The organism is Noviherbaspirillum phoenicis (assembly GCF_047237965.1).
In the GTDB taxonomy this organism is placed as follows: domain Bacteria; phylum Pseudomonadota; class Gammaproteobacteria; order Burkholderiales; family Burkholderiaceae_D; genus Noviherbaspirillum_A.
Genome location: NZ_JBDFLX010000005.1, coordinates 73,864 through 94,977 on the forward strand (window position 1 = coordinate 73,864; position 21,114 = coordinate 94,977).

General features: G+C 56.5%; 20 protein-coding genes. 15 read left to right on the top strand and 5 right to left on the bottom strand.

Going from position 1 to position 21,114, the window contains the following annotated elements; translation table 11 throughout:
• The first annotated feature begins 139 nt into the window (after positions 1–139).
• From ABC383_RS25905 to ABC383_RS25930, 6 genes are all read left to right on the top strand, one after another.
• The gene (locus tag ABC383_RS25905; protein ID WP_413019322.1) at positions 140–1,018 is read left to right on the top strand and encodes an HpcH/HpaI aldolase/citrate lyase family protein; all 879 of its coding nucleotides are present in this window, start codon (positions 140–142) and stop codon (positions 1,016–1,018) included.
• A gap of 17 nt (positions 1,019–1,035) precedes the next feature.
• Positions 1,036–2,262, top strand: a complete 1,227-nt coding sequence (locus ABC383_RS25910; protein ID WP_413018599.1) for a CaiB/BaiF CoA transferase family protein — start codon at positions 1,036–1,038, stop codon at positions 2,260–2,262.
• A gap of 37 nt (positions 2,263–2,299) precedes the next feature.
• Entirely contained in the window at positions 2,300–3,283 is a 984-nt protein-coding gene (locus ABC383_RS25915; protein ID WP_413018601.1) for a tripartite tricarboxylate transporter substrate binding protein, read from the top strand.
• A gap of 4 nt (positions 3,284–3,287) precedes the next feature.
• Positions 3,288–4,307 carry a cyclase family protein gene (locus ABC383_RS25920; protein ID WP_413018603.1) on the top strand — a complete coding sequence of 340 codons (1,020 nt, stop codon included), beginning with the start codon at positions 3,288–3,290 and terminating at the stop codon, positions 4,305–4,307.
• A gap of 26 nt (positions 4,308–4,333) precedes the next feature.
• Positions 4,334–5,302 carry a Bug family tripartite tricarboxylate transporter substrate binding protein gene (locus ABC383_RS25925; RefSeq protein WP_413018605.1) on the top strand — a complete coding sequence of 323 codons (969 nt, stop codon included), beginning with the start codon at positions 4,334–4,336 and terminating at the stop codon, positions 5,300–5,302.
• Positions 5,303–5,558: 256 nt separating this feature from the next.
• Positions 5,559–7,538: a hypothetical protein gene (locus tag ABC383_RS25930; RefSeq protein WP_413018607.1), complete on the top strand. Its 1,980-nt coding sequence runs from the start codon at positions 5,559–5,561 to the stop codon at positions 7,536–7,538.
• Positions 7,539–7,758: 220 nt separating this feature from the next.
• On the opposite strand, the gene rffA is transcribed toward ABC383_RS25930, so the two are convergent.
• The 5 genes from rffA to ABC383_RS25955 are packed head-to-tail and all read right to left on the bottom strand — an operon-like array spanning position 7,759 to position 11,571.
• Positions 7,759–8,865, bottom strand: a complete 1,107-nt coding sequence (gene rffA, locus ABC383_RS25935; protein ID WP_413018609.1) for a dTDP-4-amino-4,6-dideoxygalactose transaminase — start codon at positions 8,863–8,865, stop codon at positions 7,759–7,761.
• Between the two features lie 10 nt (positions 8,866–8,875).
• A complete protein-coding gene (locus ABC383_RS25940) occupies positions 8,876–9,319 on the bottom strand; it encodes a GtrA family protein (RefSeq protein WP_413018611.1) in 444 nt (147 codons plus the stop codon).
• On the bottom strand, positions 9,307–9,999 hold the full coding sequence (locus ABC383_RS25945; RefSeq protein WP_413018613.1) for a WbqC family protein: 693 nt from the start codon (positions 9,997–9,999) through the stop codon (positions 9,307–9,309). The genes ABC383_RS25940 and ABC383_RS25945 overlap by 13 nt, the downstream gene beginning before the upstream one ends.
• Complete coding sequence (locus tag ABC383_RS25950) at positions 9,996–10,562, bottom strand: PglD-related sugar-binding protein (protein ID WP_413018614.1); 567 nt, start codon at positions 10,560–10,562, stop codon at positions 9,996–9,998. Before ABC383_RS25950 ends, ABC383_RS25945 begins: the two co-directional genes overlap by 4 nt.
• Positions 10,563–10,620: 58 nt before the next feature.
• The gene (locus ABC383_RS25955) at positions 10,621–11,571 is read right to left on the bottom strand and encodes a glycosyltransferase family 2 protein (protein ID WP_413018616.1); all 951 of its coding nucleotides are present in this window, start codon (positions 11,569–11,571) and stop codon (positions 10,621–10,623) included.
• A gap of 215 nt (positions 11,572–11,786) precedes the next feature.
• Here ABC383_RS25955 and ABC383_RS25960 point away from each other — a divergent pair, with 215 nt between their 5' ends.
• The 9 genes from ABC383_RS25960 (at position 11,787) to ABC383_RS26000 (ending at position 21,090) form a co-directional block, all read left to right on the top strand.
• On the top strand, positions 11,787–12,005 hold the full coding sequence (locus tag ABC383_RS25960) for a hypothetical protein (RefSeq protein WP_413018618.1): 219 nt from the start codon (positions 11,787–11,789) through the stop codon (positions 12,003–12,005).
• Positions 12,006–12,082: 77 nt separating this feature from the next.
• The gene (locus ABC383_RS25965; protein WP_413018619.1) at positions 12,083–12,322 is read left to right on the top strand and encodes a hypothetical protein; all 240 of its coding nucleotides are present in this window, start codon (positions 12,083–12,085) and stop codon (positions 12,320–12,322) included.
• Between the two features lie 21 nt (positions 12,323–12,343).
• Positions 12,344–14,212: a hypothetical protein gene (locus ABC383_RS25970; RefSeq protein WP_413018621.1), complete on the top strand. Its 1,869-nt coding sequence runs from the start codon at positions 12,344–12,346 to the stop codon at positions 14,210–14,212.
• Positions 14,213–14,280: 68 nt separating this feature from the next.
• Complete coding sequence (locus ABC383_RS25975) at positions 14,281–14,481, top strand: hypothetical protein (RefSeq protein ID WP_413018623.1); 201 nt, start codon at positions 14,281–14,283, stop codon at positions 14,479–14,481.
• 277 nt (positions 14,482–14,758) lie between these two features.
• The gene (locus tag ABC383_RS25980) at positions 14,759–16,090 is read left to right on the top strand and encodes a M20/M25/M40 family metallo-hydrolase (RefSeq protein ID WP_413018625.1); all 1,332 of its coding nucleotides are present in this window, start codon (positions 14,759–14,761) and stop codon (positions 16,088–16,090) included.
• 493 nt (positions 16,091–16,583) lie between these two features.
• Positions 16,584–16,727: a hypothetical protein gene (locus tag ABC383_RS25985; RefSeq protein ID WP_413018627.1), complete on the top strand. Its 144-nt coding sequence runs from the start codon at positions 16,584–16,586 to the stop codon at positions 16,725–16,727.
• Positions 16,728–17,713: 986 nt separating this feature from the next.
• Positions 17,714–17,836, top strand: coding sequence for a hypothetical protein (locus tag ABC383_RS25990; RefSeq protein WP_413018628.1), 123 nt, complete (start codon positions 17,714–17,716; stop codon positions 17,834–17,836).
• A 163-nt stretch (positions 17,837–17,999) separates the two neighbouring features.
• Positions 18,000–19,070, top strand: coding sequence for a serine/threonine protein kinase (locus tag ABC383_RS25995; protein ID WP_413018629.1), 1,071 nt, complete (start codon positions 18,000–18,002; stop codon positions 19,068–19,070).
• A 145-nt stretch (positions 19,071–19,215) separates the two neighbouring features.
• Entirely contained in the window at positions 19,216–21,090 is a 1,875-nt protein-coding gene (locus ABC383_RS26000; protein ID WP_413018631.1) for an ABCB family ABC transporter ATP-binding protein/permease, read from the top strand.
• Positions 21,091–21,114: the final 24 nt, after the last annotated feature.

Sequence of the window (21,114 nt, forward strand, 5' to 3'; positions counted from 1 at the left end):
AAAGTAGGATTGTATAGTTTTTCATGGACCTGGCCGGGGCTATAGTGGCGGCCACGGCCACGATGCGCACGCCGCGCGTCCGGCAAGCCGACCACAAGAGCAGGAGACCTTCATGACCCATCCGCAGCCGCTGCCGCTGATCCGCAGCAAGCTGTTCGTTCCCGGAGCCCGCCCGGAACTGTTCGCCAAGGCGCTGGCCGGCGACACCGACGCCATTTCCATCGACCTCGAAGACGCCGTGCTGGAAGAGAGGAAGGACGAGGCGCGCGAGGCGCTCTGCCGCTTCCTGCGCTCCGACCAAGCCAGCGGCCATGGCAAGACCATCATCGTGCGCATCAACGGCCTGCAAACGCCGCATTTCGAGCGCGACATCGAAGCCTGCGCCTGGCCGGCGGTGGACGTGATCAACCTGCCCAAGGCCGAATCGGCGGACGACGTGCGGCGCACCGCGCAGGCACTGGCGCGCTGGGAAGAAGCGCACGGCTGCGCCAGGACTATCGGCATCCTGGCCAACATCGAGTCGCCGCGCGGCCTGCGGCTGGCGGCCGAGATCGCCTGCGCCGATGCGCGCGTGGTCGGCCTGCAGCTGGGCTTTGCCGACCTGCTGGAGCCGCTCGGCATCGCCCGCGACAATCCGGCGGCGATCCAGCAGCTGCAGCTCGCCGTGCGGCTGGCCGCGGGCGAGGCCGGCCTGCCGGCGCTCGATTCCGCCTATGCCAATGTGCGCGACCCGGAAGGCTATCGCGCCGAGGCGGCGCAGGCGCGGCGCCTGGGATTCATGGGCAAGACCTGCATCCATCCCAGCCAGGTGGCGCTGGCCAACGAGAGCTTCCGCCCAAGCGACGACGAGATCGCCCGCGCCGTGCGGGTGGCCGATGCATGGGAGACGGCGCAAAGGGAAGGCACCGGCGCACTGCTGGTGGACGGCCGGATGATCGACATCCCGTTCGCGCTGCGCGCCCAGTCCATCGTCGCGATGGCGCGCCAGCTCGGCCTCCTGCCCGCCGCCGCGCTTTGAACCGGAAGGAGACAAGCATGATGAATCAGTCAAACGCGTCCAACACATCCAACGCGCCCGGCGCGGACATGGCCGGCCCGCTGTCGGGCATACGCGTGCTGGACCTGTCCAGCTATATCGCCGGTCCCTACGGCTGCACCCTCCTGGCCGATCTGGGCGCCGAGGTGATCAAGATCGAGTCGCCGGCCGGCGATACGCTGCACAAGTACCCGTCCACGCTGGCCCAGGAAAGCCGAGCCTTTCTCGGCGTGAACCGCAGCAAGCGCGGCTTGGTGCTGGACCTGAAAAAGGCTGAGGGCCTGGCCGCGCTGAAGACGCTGGTGCTGCAGGCCGATGTGCTGGTGCATAACTTCCGGCCCTCCGTGCCGGCCCGGCTTGGCATCGCCTGGGAGCAGTTGAAGCAAGTCAATCCGCGCCTGGTGTACTGCGCCGTCACTGGCTACGGCGAGACCGGCCCGCTGAAGGACAAGGCCGGCTACGATCAGGTGCTGCAGGCCATGACCGGCATCTGCGCGCTGCAGGGCAAGTCGGCCGAGGCGCCGGAAATCGCCTACGGCTCCATCGTCGACTACTATGCCGCCTCGATGCTGGCCTTCGGCGTGTCGTCGGCGCTGCTGTGCCGCGAGCGCACCGGGCGCGGCCAGCATGTGGGCGTGTCGCTGTTGCGCAGCGCGCTGGCGATGCAGTCGGCGCGCTTCATCTGGGCCGAGGGCGAGGAGCGCGACGTGTCGCGCGACATGCGCTCCGGCGGCGTCACCGGCATCCATCCGACCAGGGAAGGCAGCCTCTACCTCTCGGCCAACACGCCGCATTTCTGGCGCGACCTGTGCGAGCTGGCCGGCATGCCCGAACTGGCGTCCGATCCGCGCTACGACACCGTGCGCAAGCGCGCCGAAGCGGCCGGCGAGATCGTGCCGCGCCTGCGCCAAGCGCTGGCGGCGCGCTCGGCGCTGGAATGGGAAGAGGTCTTCGGAGAGCGGGTGCCGTGCGCCGCGGTGCGCAGCATCGAGGACATGTTCGACCATCCGCAGGTGCTGGCCGAAGATATGGTGGCCACCTTGCCGCATCCGCTGGTGGGCAGCTACCGCGGCCTGAACAAGCCGATCACCTTCAGCGACACGCCCGGCCCTACAGCCTTCGCCGCGCCGCTGCCGGGCCAGCATTCCGTCGCCATACTCGAGCAGCATGGCTACAGCCGCGAGGACATCGAACGCCTGCAGGCGCTTGGCGTACTCGGTCAATGAGAAGCGCCGCACCACACGACAAACAAAAGGAGACACCATGACCCATCCCCGCAGAACCTTCCTCGCCAGCCTGGTTGCCGGCATCGCCTGCCTGGCCTCAGCGCCCGTGCTGGCCGCCGCGCCGGTGGCGCTGCCCAAGACCATTACGTTGGTGGTGCCGTTCGGCCCCGGCGCCAGCAACGATGCCTTCGCCCGCGTGATCGCGCAGAAGCTCGGGCCGCGCATCGGCGCCAATGTGATCGTCGACAACAAGCCGGGCGCCGGCAGCGTGATCGGCAGCAGCTTCGTGGCCCGCGCCCCGGCAGACGGCTCGGTGCTGATGCTGACGTCCTCCACCTTCACTACCTCGGCGGCGGTGCAGAAAAATTTGCCCTATGATCCGATCAAGGGTTTCGCGCCGGTGTCGCTGGTGGCTACCGGCCCGATGCTGCTGACGGTGGGTGCGCAGACGCCCTACAAGACCGCGGCCGAACTGATCGCCGACGCCCGCGCCCGCAAGGGCCAGATCAACTACGCATCCGCCGGCATCGGCTCGATCAACCAGATGTCGGCCGAGATGCTCAACTCGATGGCCAAGGTCGACATGATCCATGTGCCGTACAAGGGCGCCGCGGCCGCCCTGACCGACATGATTGCCGGCCAGGTGCAGATGATGGTGGCCTCGCCGGCCTCGGCCACGAGCCAGATGAAGAGCGGCAAGGTGCGGGTGCTGGCGGTGACCTCGCCCAAGCCGTCCGCGCTGGTGCCGGGCGTGCCGACGCTGAGCCAGACCGTACCCGGTTACGAGGTCGAGATCTGGTGGGGCATCTTCGCGCCGGCCGGCACCCCGGCCCCGGTGGTGGAGCGGCTGAACCAGGAAATCGGCGCCATCATCGACACGCCCGAGATGCGCGAGCGCTTTGCCCAGGAAGGCGCCGAGCCGGGCACGGGCGTGACGGCCGCGCAGTTCGCCGCCTATGTGAAGCGCGAGCTCGACAAGTGGCGCACCATCGCCCAGGAAAAGCAGATCAGCGCGGAGTAAGGCCATGACGGGCAAGCGCTGGAAACACAGGCCGCCAGGCTCGAACTGGGGCGACTTCGGGCCGGACGACCAGCTCGGCAGGCTCAACCTGATCGGCCAGGCGCAGCGACTGGCGGCCGTGCGCGAGGTGTGCGAAGGACTGTCGTTCTCGCTCAGCCTGCCGCTCGACGTGCCGCGCCAGCCGGCGCTGAACCCGCGCCGGCGGCCGCCGCTGCTGCAGCCGGCCCAACACAATGGCGCGCCGTACTTCAGCTATGCGCTGGGGCAGAACATCCCCGGCGCCACCGACGTGATCAGCGACGACAGCGTGACCCTGTCGCCGCAGTACTCCACGCAGTGGGACGCGCTGGCCCATGTCTGCCACCTGTTCGACGCCGACGGCGACGGCATTGCCGAGCCGGTCGGCTATAACGGCTTTTCGATCGGCGCCATCGCGGCCGGCGACGATGCCGGGGCCTACACCGGGGCAAAGGCGCTGTCGGTCGCGCCGCCGGCGCGCCATGGCGTGCAGGGCAGGGGCGTGCTGGTCGACCTGCACCGGCATGTCGGCACCGCGCGGCGCGCGGTGGGCCATGACGAGCTGATGCGCATCCTCGAAAGCGACGGCGTGACGGTGCGCAGCGGCGACATCCTGTGCCTGCATACCGGCCTGGCCGACATGGCGCTGAAGCTGGGCCCGGGCGACGACCACCAGGCGCTGCGCCATGCCTGCGCCGTGCTCGACGGCACCGACCAAGCGCTGCTGGACTGGATCAGCGCCTCCGGCATCGCCGCCATCGCCGCCGACAACTACGCGGTGGAGGAACGCCGCCAGGCGCTGCCGGACGAGCGCGGCGGCGCGCTGCTGCCGCTGCACGAGCATTGCCTGTTCAAGCTGGGCCTGCCGCTGGGCGAGATGTGGTACCTGTCCGAACTGGCAGCCTGGCTGCGCCAGCGCGGCCGCCATGCCTTTTTGCTGACCGCGCCGCCGCTGTATCTGCCCGGCGCGGTAGGTTCGCCCGTGAACCCCATCGCCACCGTCTGAACAAGCTGTCATCCGAGGAGAAAACCATGTCGAAATTCAAGAAACTGGTCGCCGTGCTGGTCCTGGCCTGCGCGCCGGCCGTGGCGCTGGCCCAGCCCCAGTCCTACCCATCCAAACCGGTGCGGCTGGTGGTGCCGTACTCGCCGGGCGGCGGCGCCGACAATGCCGCCCGCATCCTCGCCACCCGGCTCTCCACCGCGATGGGCCAGACGGTGGTGATAGACAACCGTCCCGGCGGCAGCGGCATGATCGGCGCCCAGGCCGTGGCGCAGGCCGAGCCGGACGGCTACACCGTTCTGTACGACGCCTCCGCCTTCGCGGTCAACCCGGCGCTGCGCAAGATGGCGTTTGACCCGGCGAAGGACCTGGTGCCAGTATCGCTGGCGGTGACGGTGCCCAACATCTTCGTGGTGCCGCCGAACGCGCCTTACAAGACCGTGCAGGAATTCGTCGACTATGCCCGCAAGAACCCTGGCAAGCTGACCTATGCCTCCTATGGCGCCGGCAGCGCGGCCCACCTGATCGGCGAACTGCTCAAGGCCCGCGCCGGCATCGACCTGCTGCATGTGCCCTACAAGGGCGGCGCGCCGGCGCTGACCGACCTGATGGGCGGCCAGGTCGATTCCTATTTTTCCAATGCCGCGTCCGGCATGAGCTATGTGAAGTCGGGCAAGCTGCGCGCGCTGGCGGTGACTTCGGCCAAGCGGATGGCGGCGATGCCGGACGTGCCGACGCTGGCCGAAAGCGGCTTCAAGGATTTCGAGGTGCTGGAATGGAACGGCTTCTTCGTGCCCAAAGGCACGCCCAATGACGTGGTGGCGCGGCTGGCGAAGGAAGTGCAGGCGGCGGTGAAAGACCCGGCCACCCGCCAGAAGCTGCAGGGCCTGGGCCTGGACCCGGTCGGCAGCACGCCGGAGGAATTCGGCAAGTTCGTGCAGTCGGAAATGACGCGCTGGGCGGGGCTGGTGAAGAGCAATCACATCACGGTTGATTGAGGGCATGCCCGCCAATCTGGCCTTCAAGGACGTTCGGAGAAAACAGGTTCAGCCGGGTCGCGCATCAATGCTCAAATATTGTACTGGCGCGGCTTGGCGATCCGGCAGCGGCGGCGTCACCGCGCTGCGGGCGGATGCCAGCAACTCGATGCCAGAGAACGGATCAGTGGGAAAGTACCTTGTTTGAGGCGACAGGACCGGGAGGGAGTATCAATTGCCGGGCGGACCGGCAATTGATGCCTGATAAAATACGGAAATGAAGAAAAGTGCTTTATTTCCTGCCTGTTTGTATCCCACCACGCTTTTAGAATCCATTTTCAGGGGATGGTCAGCATTTGTTCTTGTTCTGGGCATGCTTGCTGCTCTGATGAGAAATGCTGAATCAAGGCCCATAGCATATATCACGATAGCATTTGCCGCGGTAGTGCTTATCTATGCGAGGAGAAATCAGTCTGATCCGTTAAAGGTGAAAGACCACAGGGCCGATATAACCGGCGTCGCGGTCATCGCTTTTCTTTGTCTCCTCAACTACGTCTGGGCGCTGAAATACGATTCCATTCAGCCGAGTGACTTCGGGGTCTATTTTCGTTGCGGCATTGAGAAGCATGACAGCGTTTTGGACTGGATGGCATCCTGTCAGTCCAACTATCTGCATGCCAATCTGATTTACTGGTCTCGATCGCTACTATATTCCATTCCGTTCGGAATATTCGCAGGTCCAAACTACACTGCGTTCAAGCTCTACAACGCCAGCTTCCATGTTGCTACGATAGTGATATGGTTTTTTGGCCTACGCTATTATTTCGGTCCCCGAGTGGCCATAGTCGCCACATTATTTCTGGCGCTGTATCCAGAATGGTGGTTCACCACTACATTAATCACATCAGATAATGCAGCAATATTTTTCATTGCCGCTTTTTTCCTGTTGGTTCCTCAGCTTCAAAAAAAATCCTGTAGCGCATTAATAATAGCCACGCTGCCTTTCGTCATGTTTGCCGCTAACCAGTTGCGGACAGTGGGTCTGGTATTGATGGCCACCATTATATTAATGACTTGCTTCAGCTTGCTGGAAAAATGGAATCGCACAATAGCCGTCAGAAGCGTTGCCGTTCTCGGGCTGTATTTCATCCTTAACGCGATTTCAGGTCTGCTCACGCCATCTTTTCCCGTCGAGCCTGTCCAGTTCATAAAGTACTTATCCGCTATTGATTTTTCAACGGTACAGGATTTTTCCATAAACTATCAATGGTCTGAGCACTTCTGGCTAGCCGTACCGCCCGAGTCGAGAAGTATTGTCGGTTGGAGCAAGGCGCTACTGGAGCTGGCGTGGGGATTTGATCAGTTTCCGTTTTATTTGTATAAAAAAGCAGAGATATTTTTCTCTGGAACCGGATACCACTATTTCTCGTCTTCCCAATTCGGTCCCAATGCGGACACTGTACTGACAGTTCCAAAAAGTACAGTCCCTCCTGTTCCTGGTGCACTTCCCTGGATGACGGCAGCAGTGACGTTCTATATTGCGCTGAGTTTTTTTGCGTTAATCAGGAGCAAACTACATGGCCCTGCACTGGTAGCGATGGTCTGGTTGAGCGTTTTTACACTGATGATTCTGGGTCTCGGCGAGGTACAGCCGCGCTACAGTGTACTTATCGCTCCTGCACTTTCGATCCTGGCTGCTGTCGCCTTATTTCCCGAAAAGGCCAAGCAAAGCGCCGGAGTTTCCCGGTCATCTGGCGTTAAAACCACCAATATCGCGGCAGCGCTTTTCCTTCTTTGTGCAATATTTGGGATAGTGGTATTGGGTTTGAAATCGTTTTACCCTGCAACGGCAATGCCGGGCAGGCATGCAAGGATAGTCTCAAATTCCTTTTGCGATTCCCGATCGGTTCGGATAGAGACGTCGTATAAGCGGGTGCGGGTAATCTTGCCCAAGGGTGTCAGCTGCGGCGCTATTTCCGTGCCGCTTGGGCCGTCCCAAAAGAGCATTGCGTTCTTTGCAAGCGGTGCCAAATTTCCATTTCCCTTTGAGCCGAAGATATTTTCACCTTTCCGTTATACTGCATTCATTGGGGACAAGGCCTTGTTGGAAAGCGAATTGAGAGACGCCTCCGTCAAATGGCACCGATTCGATTTGTCTAGTCGCGATGCAAAAGGGGAATTGACTTTAATCGCCCAGCGCCGTGAGATAGCGGGGGAAGATTTCATCGATTTCTGGTTTTTCGACCCTGCCAAATGAAGTAATTCCGTACTCCAGGTCCGGTTCGCCATGCGTGGCGAACCAGTGGTTTTGCAAGGTCGGAATTGTCACCAGACATTTTTGGGAAGGGTGGCCGCACGCGGGTTATTGTGCCGTGCATCCGGGATGCCAAAATGATGAAAGACAGGATGGACACTTGCGCCGCTATCCGAACGCCGGATCATCCCTCATTTTTTGGCTCAGCCTGAAAAACCGGCTTTTACAGCGTACCAAGCTGCGTATGCACAGCCGAAACCACATCGTCCTGGGCGGATTCCAAGCCTAACCAAAGAGGGAGGCGCACCAGCCGATTGCTGAGGTCGTCGGTATTCGTCATGTCGCCGTGGGTTTTCGAGATGGCACTGCCATAGGGAGAAGAATGCAGCGGCACATAATGAAAGACGGTCGATATGCCAACCTCCTTCAGGCCGGCGATAAACCGCGTGCGCTCGTCCAGACTGGGTAGCAACAGGTAATACATGTGCGCATTATGGGCGACATCAGAAGGGACTACCGGCCGACGCAATTTGCCTGCCGTTTCGAGAGATTCGAATGCCGCATGGTACTTATGCCAGATTGCAAGGCGGCGATCGGTGATGGAGTCGGCTTCTTCCATCTGCGCCCACAGAAAAGCGGAAATGAGTTCGCCGGGCAAATAGGACGAGCCACAATCTGCCCAGGTATATTTGTCAACCTGGCCGCGGAAAAACTGGCTGCGATTGGTTCCCTTCTCGCGGATGATTTCGGCCCGTTCTATGAAGCGCGGGTCGTTAACCAGCAATGCGCCTCCTTCACCGGAAATGATGTTCTTGGTTTCGTGAAAGGAGAATGCTGCCAGGTGCCCAATGCTGCCAAGCGGGCGTCCTTTATAGCTGGCCATGACACCCTGCGCCGCATCTTCGATTACCAGCAGATTGTGACGGCGAGCGATGTCCATAATGGTGTCCATTTCGCAGCCCACGCCGGCGTAATGGACTGGCACGATCGCCTTGGTGCGTGCCGTGATGGCTGCCTCGATTCTGCTCTCGTCGATATTGAGCGTGTCAGGCCGGATGTCGACGAATACAGGGGTTCCCCCGCGCAGGGCGAATGCATTGGCGGTGGAAACGAAGGTGTATGACGGCATGATGACTTCGTCGCCGGGCCCGATATTGGCGAGTATGGCGGCCATTTCCAGTGCAGCGGTGCAGGAGTGCGTAAGGAGCACTTTCGCGGAGCCGGTTCGCTTTTCCAGCCAGCCTGCGCATTGTTTGGTGAAATTACCGTCGCCCGCCAGGTGGCCATTCGCATGGGCTTGGGCAATGAACCAGAGTTCCTTGCCTGTCATGTATGGCTTGTTAAATGGAACGGTCATAATGAGAATTTTTCAAGGGAGCATTGGAAGGGGCAAATACCCAGAATTTCTGGAGAATGAACGTAAGGCCTGCAACCGCGACGATCATCGTGGCCTGCACGATCAGGTGTGGCAAATTCGCATAGTCAACGAGGATGATCAGCATCACCAAATTCAGCGCATATCCGAAGCCATATGTCGCCAGATAGCGCACCAGAACCATCTTGTCGGTGCCGTGGTACTGAAAAGACCACCGCTTGTTGAAGACAAAGGTCTGCAGCGTGCCGATCAGATAAAGCAAGGACATCGCCGTTTTGGGCCCCATTCCAAGCCATGTCAGAAGCAGGTACCAGCAGAAGCCGAGTGCATTCGAGGCTATGCCAACGACTGCAAAACGCATGGCCTGCACGACTGTGTTTTTTATTGGCAAGCCAGTCAATTGCGCCATCCCCAAATAAAGTCCGGCGCTGCTGGCCCCACATTGAAGAGCAGATCGATGATGGAAACACCATGTTCGAACGGCAAATGGCCTTGCGGATAGGGTGGATAGCCGGCGTAATCTTTCCAGGTTAACTGCACGCCGGCTGCATCAAAGCGCCTGGGGTCGATATAGTCTTTCGCGGCGGGTCCGGAGATGTAATGACTGGCGCCGCACTGGGTCACCAGATCCAGCAGCCGGTCCATACGCCGACCCGTGAGCGTGTAATTCCGCGAATCATCAAATCGGGTCTCAATGCCGAGAAGATCGTGAGTGATCTGCCTGATCATGTGCTGGTTCAGTTCCGACAGCGTACGCCATTCGCGTCCCAGGTAGATGTCCTCGAAAAATGGCCGGTAGTGCTTGAAGTACGGCGCCCGGCGGTAAGACTGCCGGATGGTTTCCCAGTGTCTTGCCTGCCAGGAAGCGTCCGGCAATTCAACTTCGCAGATGAGCCGATGGGCATCGATGCCAGTCGGGATGGTGAGCCATTTGGGGCCGCCTGGCATGATGATCCTGTTGCGGTTACGCCAGTCGTTTTTCGTGTACTGCACGTCATCGTAGAACACGAAACAATCCGCATCGTGGATCAGATCAAAGTAGCCTTTCCAGGGAATGTAATTGGACTGCAGAACAACCACTTTCTTCATGCCTGAGCCTTCAGGTAACTTGACTGCATTTTGATGCGCGTCAGCGGCGGTACCTCGCAATGGTCAACGACCGCCGCCCCGGCGCCAACGAAGCAATGGTTCCCCAGCGTGACGTAGCCACACAGCGTTGCATTGGGCGAAATAAAGCTGTTGTGGCCAATCATGCAGTCGTGGCTGATAGCGGCCCCGGGCCACACCACCACAAGCTCGCCGAGCCTGGCGCGCACGTCCACGAGGCTGCCGGCCATCAGAAAGCTGCCCTCGCCGACACTGGCGGACCTGGCGACATAGGCGCGTGGATGAATGAGGGCAGGCGCCTGGTAACCCAGCGCGCGTACCCGCTGCCAGCTCTCCCAGCGGGCTGGCAGATTGTTATAGCCAATCGCGATGGCGATGCCATATTGGGCGGGCGGGTGGCTGCGCCGCACCTGGTCCAGCGTTCCAAGGATGTGCGGCCCATGCGAGAAATCATCAATAAAGCCTGCGACTTCATGGCCGCAGTCGACAATCAGTTCCGCTACTGTCTGTGCGAACTCACGGGATCCGTAAACCAGTACCTGCATGCTGTTCCCTTTCCTTCACATAACGTCCTCGCCCGGCCATGCTGGTCAGCGTAACGCACTAGCGATAAATGTCCTTGACGATGTAGGTCGGGCGGTTCTGCACCTGCTTGAATACCTTCCCAATGTAGATGCCAATGATTCCCAGTCCTGTGGTCAGGATGCCCAGGCTCAGCGTCATGACTGCCATCATTGACGTGAAGCCGATCATGGCGTCGTTAAAGACGATTTTCCGAAAAAACAGATAGAACAGGTATCCAAAGCTGACTGCTGTGATGCACATACCGATGTTGAACATCCATATCAGAGGCATTGCAGAAAAGGAACTGATGGCGTTCACCATGAGATGCAGCCGCCTGAGAAAGGTATAACTGCTTTTCCCCTCCCGCTGTCTCTTCTTGACGGGCATGCCTATCTGGTCGAAACCAACCCAGCTCATCATCCCGGCCATGAACAGATTGTGATCTCCCAACTGCATCAACGCGTCGACATAGCGTCTGGTCATCAGTCGCTCGGTAGCGATGTTTTCCGGAATCTTGATATCACTGAGTGAATTGAAAGCCTTGTAGAAGAAGCCCCCGCTGGCCCGCTCGAACATGCCGCCCTTACGCATTTCCTGGTAGCCGTAGACCATATCACAGCCGGTTTGCTCCATCCTTTCCTTGAATTCCCGTAGCACCAGGGGCGACACTTCGAGGTCGCAATCGATCAGCAGGATGTGTTCCCCGCGCGCGTGCCGCAAGCCTGCCTGCATCGCGTAGTGATGTCCGAAATTACGAGATAAATCAACGACAACGATTTCCGGAATGTCATGCTTCCTTGAAAGGGCATAAGCCAGCGAGTCGTCCGGCGACCCATCATTCACGAGAACAATTTCAAATTCCGTGCAGCCTATGTCGCGGACTGATTGAAGGCATTGTTCAAGAAACTGGTCAAGAAATTGCCGTGACCGATACATCGTGCTGACAATGCTCAGCGCTGGCTTGTTTGATCCAGTGGAATACATTTCCATTAATTAATGCCAAAAAGCTAATCGGGAGGAGTGATGAAGGAAATTATTGAAATGAGGAAAAAGTGGTCATTCACTGTAATCATTTGTGCAACATTTAGCAATTCCAAACTGACAATTATCAATAATAAAGAAGCAACAAAGTCATTGTTTTTCTGCGAAAATGCGGTCCACCATGCCAATTGAAAACTTCTTTCGGAGAAGGAAAACGCTAAACCATGGCTCGGGACCGACTTGATATCGGCGCTGGCGGCGATCAGGAGCCGGAATCATGGCGTTTTAAGAGCCGTTACGGCCCTGTCTTCGACGGTATTTTCAACTCTGAAACAGATCCATCGCGCATTTCTGCCAACGTTAATGATGCCCCACGTCGTTTGAACTATGCCGGGACGCGCACCGAATTTTGTGAATGCCCTGAGAAATCAAACACTTGCTGATAAGTCCCTTGAAAGCGTACACGAATTGGGTGTGCCAGAAAGCTTCGGAAAAGAACCTTGAGGTTCCGCCAAAGTAAATGATGAACCCTGCCGCCGTTTTTCAATTAACAGCGAATGCGGTAAGGGCCCGAACGTCCTGGGATTTTGACCGAAGGACGATGCTGCCGGATACCGTTTCATTCCCATGGCAAGATGCCGCAGCACTGAAAGTTATGTCGACCCGATCAGGCATTGCTATTTTTAAAACGGGTGCATTAAAAATGCAACGATTGAGTGATATGCTTTCGTCCCAGTCATCATCTTGTTTAATCAGCTGAAACAGCGGCCGGGGGGATTAAGTGAAAACTAGCCCAGAAGTGCGACCGGGGAATGCGGACTGGCAAAAATTTGATTTCCTGTTCAATTCCTGTATTTTTCTTATCGTTCTATCCGCGATTTCCTATTCTTTGTGGCTAACAAACAAGGGAATTGATTTCTCGGATGAAGGATTTTATCTCGCTTCCATTTCAGATCCCCGGGCTTACATCGCCTCGTCATCTCAGTTCGGTTATTTTTACAACCCCATATTCCGTCTGCTCGGTGGGAATGTTGCCTGGCTAAGAGCGTTTAATATAATAAGTACTTATATCCTTTCCTTTTTGTTCGTTGCTTTACTGTTTCATTGTTTCTTCGACCTGCGCGCCTACGGCCGCAAGTCAGTATGTGCAATGACTGCATCGCTGTCGGCTTCCTCCTTGCTCATCGTTTCCTTCCATGGCAAATGGATTTCTTCTCCCAGTTATAACAGCATGGCATTGGGAAGCTTGCTGATCATCGCGTCTGGCGTCGTCCTGTGCCTCCGGGAAGCACGCCGGTTCTCTCTGGCAGGGTGGTTGGCCATTTCTGCAGGCGGTAGCCTGTTGTTTCTGGCAAAGTTCTCTTCAGCAGTTATTTTGGCTCCGATAATACTTTTTCTATTGCTTGTCACCAGAAAAACCGGACCGTATGGCATCGCTGTCATGCTATCGACGGCGCTTGCTTTAATCGGGATGGCGGCAGTATGGATAGATGGCTCGATTTTTAACTTTGCCGACAGAATCGCCTTGAGCTTGAAATTGGCATCGCTTCAAAACAGCGGATATAGCCCGACTGAGACCCTATCCAGGCTGGTTTCCTTCCCAAAAAGTTCATATCTTAAAATCGTTATCAGCGGTGCTGTTTTCTTGCTTTTTCTGGCATGGGTAAGGGATTTGAAAAAACACCCTGTTTTCTTTTCATTATTGTTTGGCGTCATGTTGATTTTGGCTATTTTCCTGGAAATTTCATTGCTCGGGAAAGATTATAAGGGCGCATATGTTCAGGCTATGCTTCTGGTGTCGCTATTCTTTGGCGCCGTGCTTCTAGCTGCCAGCAATCGATACCAGCTGGTGTCCGAGATCGGCCGAAATCGCTTACTCCTCGCCGTTTTCCTTCTTCTTCTGCCTCACATATACGCTTTCGGCACGAATAATGATTATTTTTTTCAAGCCAGTTCTGCCGGAATTTTCTGGGTTGTGTCAGGCCTCCTTTTTATATCGCCGTTATTAAAAGACAGGGTAATCGGGCGGATGTTCCTGTTCCCCTACATTGTCGCCACGGGTGCTTATTCATTATTTCTGCTTGTAATGGCCGCGGAACATCCCTATCGCCAGGCCCTTGCATTAAGAGCAGCTACCAGTCCAATTCAGATCGGGACCAGTCAGTCGGTTCTTTTCTTTAATCCGTTCCAGAACGTCTTTTTGAAGAAAATGAAGTCTGCCTTGCAGACGGCGATGTTGCCGCCGGGTCAAGCTGTCATCGACCTGACGGGCACCTCGCCCGGTACATTGTTTTCCATAGGCGCGAAAGGCTTGGGTCTTGCCTGGTTCGTGGGCGGCTACCCGGGAAGCAAATCGGTGATGGAAGAAGCGCTCAGACATGTCCCGTGCACACAATTAGCAAATGCATGGATACTCGAGGATCTCGAAGGAAGAACCAAAATAGATGCGTCCGTATTAAGCGGATTTGGTGTCAACCTTGAAGCAGATTACGCATTGGTGGCGAGGTGGAAGGTGCCATTCGGCGCGCGCGATCGGGATCAGACTGTTGAAAAATTGTATAAGCCGGTGGGCAGCGTTGAAACGGCAATAAAGAATTGCGAAGATTTAAGGCTTTCTCATCAGTCCAGGACTGCGGTTTCCGGCCCATAGTTAACCTGCTGCTAAACGGTAAATACCCCTTCAGACGGATCAACTCTTGAATGTGATGGCAACCGCCGATGCCGGCCATCGTGATGTCGCATCCGCTATCCGGAGCGTGGCACAGGGAAGCAGACACCGGGAAGGCCGAAACGCCGGAAAAACCACGCCCATACAAGCTTTGTGCGCTGGCCGTGAGTTCGGCGAAGCGCATGGTTGCAATGCCGGGCGTGCCGACGCTGGCCGAGACCAGCTTCGAGGAGTTCGAGGTGCTGGAATGAAACGACATCTTCGTGCCCAGGGGCGCAATCGCATCCGGGTCGGTCGATGCAAAAGCCGGTGAACAATGCCATCCACCGCGGCCTGCCGATGGTTTTGACCGAATCCTCGTCACGGCCGCGTAAGCCGGCCGGCCGTGCATGCCGGCCCGTACAATCGGCAGGCCGCGCCGCAGGCATTGACGGTCGATGTGCAGCAGTTCACATCGCACGCCTGGCGTGACTGGCGTGGCTGCGCTTGACTGACGCGCTTACCAACATACTGAACGGGAACCACTCAATGCATTCCAGCCTTCGTCTACTTCCTCTCTTCATCGGCATCTCGGCCGCGCCCCTCGCGATGTCCGCCGAGGCCGCTCCGCCGCTTGCGCCGGCCATCAATGCGCCGATGAGCCAGCTTGCCAAGCAGCCTTCGGTCAGGCAGGCACTCGACTTCATCGAACAGAACGAGTCGAAAACAGTAGCCAACACCAAGGCCATTAATGCGATTCCCGCGCCGACCTTTGAAGAAGGCAAGCGCGCCGCCGACTTCGCTGCACGCCTGAAGGCCCTGGGCCTGGAGCAGGTGCATATCGACGAAGCGGGCAATGTGATGGGAACCTTGAAAGGCAGCGGCAGCGGCCCGACGGTGATGCTGGCGGCCCACCTCGATACGGTCTATCCGATGGCCACCGATCTCACGCTGTCGGAGAAAGACGGACGGTTGTACGCACCTGGCATCGCCGACAACGCCCGCTCGCTGGCGGCGATCCTGACCATCGCCGAAGCGATGAAGGCGGCCAATATCCAGCCGGAAGGCGACATCATTTTTTGCGGCAACGTCGGCGAAGAGGGGCTGGGCGACCTGAAGGGCGTCAAGCATCTCTTTGCCCAGCACAAGGAGATCAAGGCCTTCGTCGGCCTGGAGCCCACCCTGGGCGGCGACGAAGGCGAGCCGGTGACTTACCTGGCAACCGGCAGCCGGCGCTACAAGTTCAATTTCAAGGGACCCGGCGGCCACAGCTACGAAGCCTTCGGCCTGCCTTCGGCGATCCATGCGCTGGGAAGGGCAGTCGCCCATATCGACGAGCTGCGCGTTCCCACCGATCCGAAGGTCACGTTCAATGTGGGCGTGATCGAAGGCGGCCAGTCGGTCAACACCATCTCGGGCGCGGCATCGATGCTGGTCGACATGCGTTCGGAGGACAAGACAGCGCTGCAGACGATCGAAAAGCAGATCCTGGCCGCGGTGCAGCAGGGCGCGGATGAAACCAACAAGCGCTGGAACAGCAACGCAATCAAGGTGGAAGCCGTGCTGATCGGTGACAGGCCTGCCGGCAAGATGGCGGTGACGTCTCCCATTGTCCAGATCGCCCTCGCCGCGGCATCGGCACAGGGCAGGAAGCCTGCCCTCGACAGCGCCCACTCGACCGACGCCAACCTGCCGATGAGCCTGGGCATTCCATCGATCACGATGAGCGGCGGCGGCGCGTCCTCCGGCATCCATTCCGCGAAGAATGAATGGTGGGCGCCGGTGAATGCGCATGCGGGCCCGCAGAACGTGCTGCTGACCATCCTGGGCCTGGCTGGTGTCAAGGGCGTTCAGCCTTCTCTGCTCAACGCGAAGCCGTAAGGCTGGGTTTCAGGTCTTGGCGTAGGACGGGCATGCGCCGGGGATGACGGCAGCATCGGTTTGCATCCCCGGCTGCCTGTAAAAGGCACGTCGCTTGTCTCTCTTGTTCGGCGCAGCGGGGGAGGCGAGCTTAAGCGCGCCGTGCGTGTCGGGGTCTCGGCTGATGGGTGGATTGCAGGGCGCGGCCTTGCGGGTGCGGATTGGGGCATTTGCAATTCGGCGTCGCGGCAATAGGCCTTGATCGCCGGTTAAAGTTGCCTGAAATAAATCGTCGTCACTGATCCGTGGGGGCTGCGTACCAAGCTTGCGAATTTTTCGCCATGGCTTGCGCATAGGGTCGTTTATTGCAGTGCAGCAGTATGCATCTTGCGTGCTGCGTCCACTGCCTGCAACGTGTCGGCGCATGCCTACCCGCAGAAGAGATATAGCGGAATGGTGCGCCGCAGCAGACATGAGTAACCTACAAGTCGTAAACCGACATTAAGGAGCAACCATGTTTGACCACTTCACGCAAATCGCCGCGACACAAGACACGCTTGCACATGAGCAGGACGACTTCAGCGCTTTCGGATCCCTGGAAAGCCCTCCGGCCCAGCTTGAGCATCTGCCACAGGGGCTGATCGAGGATCAGTTGTGATTTCCCTTTCTGCGACGTTGTAATAGCACTGATGTAGCCAAGCTGTCCGCTGCTCACATGCTCCCAAGGCGCCAGGAGGATGTGAGCGCGCTGCCGGGAAAAGCCGGCTTCAGGTAGTCGCTTCCCCGTGGATTGAACCGCTTTCATTTTGGCCAGCCTGCCGACGCTGGCCAGACTGCTTTCCTCCCTGCTTTTTTGCCTCTCCCCCTGGCATGCCGGCAGCTTGCAGTACTGTTGCTGGCCTCGCTGCGATCCATCCCAAGGCATCCCTTCTTTCCCAGTTTCCTGCCTCATTTTCATCATTAACCGCAAAGATGCCTTCCGCGCACACCCGAGACGACTTCGGCTCACTTCACATGCATGCATGCGCGTTTCGCCAGCCGGATGCATCTGGCCACAAGCGAGCAACAGCATCAGCCTGCGTTGCGTGCAGGGAAACATTCCAGGGCGGACGCAGCGCGGTGCAATACGCAGCCATCGATATTTCATCGGCCTGGACGATTTGAATTCAGCGCTCGCGCCCAGCGCAATGACCCTGACTCGGATTGCCAATGGAAACAGTGGGCGAATTATTTCAATATTTACGCTGATGTTTTTTTGGATAAACGTGATGTAACGGGTAATTGGGAAAACGGGTGCGAAAATTGAAGTGAATGATTAGATTGCGTTGAATTGGTATCGATGAGCGAAAAGAATTGGAAAAAAATGAACAGATTTATTCAATCAATCGTTATTTAAAATTTATCGTTCTGAAAAGCATGAGTACAACGTGTTTCCTGGTTTCACTGCTCATCGCTGATGAATCATCGCCGTGCCAGGTTAATGCGCAATTACGGTAGTGGCACTGCGGCAAATTATTAAATGTGATTAACAATTGTTTGAAACATTTTAATGGGCAGATACCTTAGCAAAAGGTTGTGATTGATTTCGCAGCCTTTCACTAAGCAAGTTGCTTTGTGAAAAACTTTATTACAGGGAGTAATACCATGTCTGCATTCGTTAAAAAAGTGTTGGGTATGAAAGAAGCTCTGAAAGAAAAACTGCTGCAAGCTGATGACGACATGCAGAGGTCTGGACCAGCTGATAATAGTGAGTCAGAGGAGCCGTAAGCATATTAGCTTGACATAATTACGGTGTCCGCATAGGTGGACACCGTAATTTCGTATCTGAATTGTTTTCAAAAATTTTTCTCTCAAGAAAAAATAAGACGATCGGTTCATACTGGATTGCTGGAATCAGGCTGAAATGAGCTTGGCAACGGGGCAATGAATAATGGAAAAAAAGCGAATTCTTAATGCACCATTACCGGAAAATACCGCGTTGATTAGATACAACGTTCTAAGAGTTATTGCGCGTGGCAGTTTCTCATTCGTCTATCTCGCCGAAAACAGCAAAAAACAACTGGTCGCAATAAAAGAATACATGCCGCAGAAATTGCTTTTACGCGAACAAGAAAAATTGGACCTTACCATTTCGCCCGAGCAACGCCAGGAATTTCGTAAGTTTTTGAGATGTTTCGTTTCCGAATGTCGTACCTTGTCGTGTGTGACGCATCCAGGGATCGTGCGTGTCATCGACTTCTTCCGTGGGCACAACACATTTTATATCGTCATGAGTTATGCACCCGGGTCTTCGCTCAAGGAGTTCATCCGGCGCCGCGTCGATAACAGGATGTTTCGCAATAAGGATTCACTTTTTAACGCTTATCTTCGCTATCGTCACTATAAAAAGCAATTGATTGGATCGCGTCAGGTTATTGGAGAGCGATCGATCAATAGAATTTTTTCTCAGCTGATCGATGGAATAAGCATGCTGCATGACCAGGAACTTCTTTATCTTGACTTAAAGCCCGCGAATATTTACCTGCGCCATGACGGAACTTCAATTTTGCTCGATTTCGGGGCGGTCCGACGCACGTCGGAGAAAAACCCAAAAGAGTTAAGTTGGATATTAACCCGAAGTTTTGCTGCACCAGAGTTGGTTAAAAAGCAACAATCATTGATGGGACCATGGACCGATGCGTACAGTATAGGCGCCACCATTTTTGCGTGTCTGTGTGGTCATGCCCCACAGACAGCAGAGCAACGCTTGGTGAAAGACCAATTGCCTCAATCTCTCAGAGCCCTGGGCAAGATGTATTCCAGCGATTTACTCGGCCTGGTTGAATGGTGTATGTGCCTGGAACCAGAGCGGCGTCCCCAGACTATGGCGGAGTTGCAGGACCGGTTGCTCGCATGCCAACTCAACTCCCCGCCTGCCCCCAGAAAAAAACTCATCAGGCGTCTTTCGAAGTGGGTGCAAAAAAAGATGAAAGCCGCCTCACCAGTTTCGAAATATAGCTAAACCCAAATACATCGTGCCCGTCTCTTCTTTTGAAGAGACGGATATTTTTTATTTCCAAGAACTACAACGACGCCATATCAATTCGGAAAGAGGACATTTACATTAAATGCATAGGTAATCTTTCTTTATTCCGAGAAAGCTACCCATGATAAGTCAGGACAAAAATATGTTCTTGAAAAAGCGCAGCGAGCACTATTCCGGCTGGATCATTCTTCGTGCTCTCTTGCCCTATATCTGGATGCACAAACAGCGCGTGTTGCTCGCGATGCTTTGCATGGTATCCGCGAAACTGGCCGGCTTGGCGATACCGGTGACATTCAAGCACATTATCGATTATTTCCACGACAAGCCCTCTCAATCCACCTTCCTGGTCGTGCCCGTTTTCCTGATATGCGCGTATGGCCTGTTGCGCCTGTCAGTCAATATCCTTTCCGGTCTGCGTGATGCATTATTCGATCACGTCAACAGGGCGGTCGCCCGTATTGTCGCATCAAAAACCTTTGAGCATTTGCACAGCCTCAGTCTGAACTTTCATCTCAGCCGGCGCAGCGGGGGAATCACGCGGGAAATCAGTCTTGGAATGGCTGGCATTAAAACATTGATGAGCCGTCTTCTGGTCACCATATTGCCCCTCATTATCGAGATCGCCCTGGTACTTGCCTATCTTGCATGGCATTACCCGTACTTATTTTTTGTCATCATTTCAATCAGCCTGGCCGCTTACATTGCCTTTACCATCGTTGTCACCAATTGGCGTACACAATACAAGCGGGAATTGAATCAGCTGGATGCGGAGGCGGCGGCATGTGCGGCTGATAGCCTGGTAAATTTTGAAACGGTCAAGTATTTCAATAACGAGATATATGAGAAGAACCGTTACGATGCCATTCTGGAAAAGAAGGAAGATGCCGCAAGCCGGGTCCTGCATTCGTTCAAATTCCTGAGCGCCGGCCAGCAATTCATTATCGTTGTGGCGATGATTTTCCTCCTCTGGTACGCCGCAAATGGAGTGGTTCAGGGCAGCCTTAGCCTGGGTGATCTGGTTCTGATTAATACATTTCTGGTGCAATTGTATTCGCCGCTGAGTTCGCTAGGCGTTACGTATCGTGAAATCAAGCAAAGCTTTATCGACCTGGAGAAAATGTACGCGATCTTGAACAGTCCGCCGGAGATTACCGATCAGCCCTCGGCACTTCCGCTGCAATGCCAGAAAGGCGAAGTGCATTTCAGGCAGGTGGATTTTTCCTATCAGCCTGGCGGAAGAAAAATCCTGCACCATCTCGAATTCAGGATTCCGGCCGGTCATACCGTTGCCGTGGTCGGGCATAGTGGCGCAGGAAAGTCGACGCTGGCGAAATTGCTGTTTCGTTTTTACGATGTCGAAGCCGGACAGATCCTGATCGACGGGCAGAATATTCGTTCGGTCACGCAAGCCAGCCTGAGACAGGCGATCGCCATCGTTCCGCAGGATACGGTGCTCTTTAATGACACCATCGGGCACAACATCGCCTATGCCAGGGTGGGGGCAGGTCAGCATGACATCGAGGCGGCGACGCGTTCCGCCCATATTCATGAATTCATCATGAGCCTGCCGCAAGGTTATGAAACCATGGTGGGAGAGCGCGGCCTGAAACTGTCTGGCGGAGAAAAGCAGCGCATCGCCATCGCCCGTGCCTTGCTGAAGAATCCGGAAATTTTAATTTTCGACGAAGCGACGTCCTCCCTGGACTCCAGGTCGGAGCAGGCGATCCAGCTGGCGCTGGACGATCTGGCGCAAAAGAAAACGACATTGATTATTGCGCATCGCCTGTCAACGGTGATCCATGCGCACCAGATCCTGGTGATGGACCACGGCCGTATTGTCGAACGCGGCACCCATGCCGAATTGCTGGCCAGGGGCCAGAGCTATGCTGCCTTGTGGTTTGCGCAGCAGAACGGACACTGCGTTGGCGATGCTTCGGTCGAACTCTCGGCAAGCGCCGAAGCATCGGCGCTTCTGCCGGCAATCAAGGCGGGATGACAGCCTGGCCGCTCTCCAGCCTTG

Excerpts from the sequence above, each read along its gene's own strand:
- ABC383_RS25910 (WP_413018599.1), top strand. The coding sequence starts at position 1,036 with ATGATGAATCAGTCAAACGCGTCCAACACATCCAACGCGCCCGGCGCG.
- ABC383_RS25915 (WP_413018601.1), top strand. The coding sequence starts at position 2,300 with ATGACCCATCCCCGCAGAACCTTCCTCGCCAGCCTGGTTGCCGGCATC.
- ABC383_RS25920 (WP_413018603.1), top strand. The coding sequence starts at position 3,288 with ATGACGGGCAAGCGCTGGAAACACAGGCCGCCAGGCTCGAACTGGGGC.
- ABC383_RS25925 (WP_413018605.1), top strand. The coding sequence starts at position 4,334 with ATGTCGAAATTCAAGAAACTGGTCGCCGTGCTGGTCCTGGCCTGCGCG.
- ABC383_RS25930 (WP_413018607.1), top strand. The coding sequence starts at position 5,559 with ATGAAGAAAAGTGCTTTATTTCCTGCCTGTTTGTATCCCACCACGCTT.
- rffA (WP_413018609.1), bottom strand. The coding sequence starts at position 8,865 with ATGACAGGCAAGGAACTCTGGTTCATTGCCCAAGCCCATGCGAATGGC.
- ABC383_RS25940 (WP_413018611.1), bottom strand. The coding sequence starts at position 9,319 with ATGGCGCAATTGACTGGCTTGCCAATAAAAAACACAGTCGTGCAGGCC.
- ABC383_RS25945 (WP_413018613.1), bottom strand. The coding sequence starts at position 9,999 with ATGAAGAAAGTGGTTGTTCTGCAGTCCAATTACATTCCCTGGAAAGGC.
- ABC383_RS25950 (WP_413018614.1), bottom strand. The coding sequence starts at position 10,562 with ATGCAGGTACTGGTTTACGGATCCCGTGAGTTCGCACAGACAGTAGCG.
- ABC383_RS25955 (WP_413018616.1), bottom strand. The coding sequence starts at position 11,571 with ATGGAAATGTATTCCACTGGATCAAACAAGCCAGCGCTGAGCATTGTC.
- ABC383_RS25960 (WP_413018618.1), top strand. The coding sequence starts at position 11,787 with ATGGCTCGGGACCGACTTGATATCGGCGCTGGCGGCGATCAGGAGCCG.
- ABC383_RS25965 (WP_413018619.1), top strand. The coding sequence starts at position 12,083 with ATGATGAACCCTGCCGCCGTTTTTCAATTAACAGCGAATGCGGTAAGG.
- ABC383_RS25975 (WP_413018623.1), top strand. The coding sequence starts at position 14,281 with ATGCCGGCCATCGTGATGTCGCATCCGCTATCCGGAGCGTGGCACAGG.
- ABC383_RS25980 (WP_413018625.1), top strand. The coding sequence starts at position 14,759 with ATGCATTCCAGCCTTCGTCTACTTCCTCTCTTCATCGGCATCTCGGCC.
- ABC383_RS25985 (WP_413018627.1), top strand. The coding sequence starts at position 16,584 with ATGTTTGACCACTTCACGCAAATCGCCGCGACACAAGACACGCTTGCA.
- ABC383_RS25990 (WP_413018628.1), top strand. The coding sequence starts at position 17,714 with ATGTCTGCATTCGTTAAAAAAGTGTTGGGTATGAAAGAAGCTCTGAAA.
- ABC383_RS25995 (WP_413018629.1), top strand. The coding sequence starts at position 18,000 with ATGGAAAAAAAGCGAATTCTTAATGCACCATTACCGGAAAATACCGCG.
- ABC383_RS26000 (WP_413018631.1), top strand. The coding sequence starts at position 19,216 with ATGATAAGTCAGGACAAAAATATGTTCTTGAAAAAGCGCAGCGAGCAC.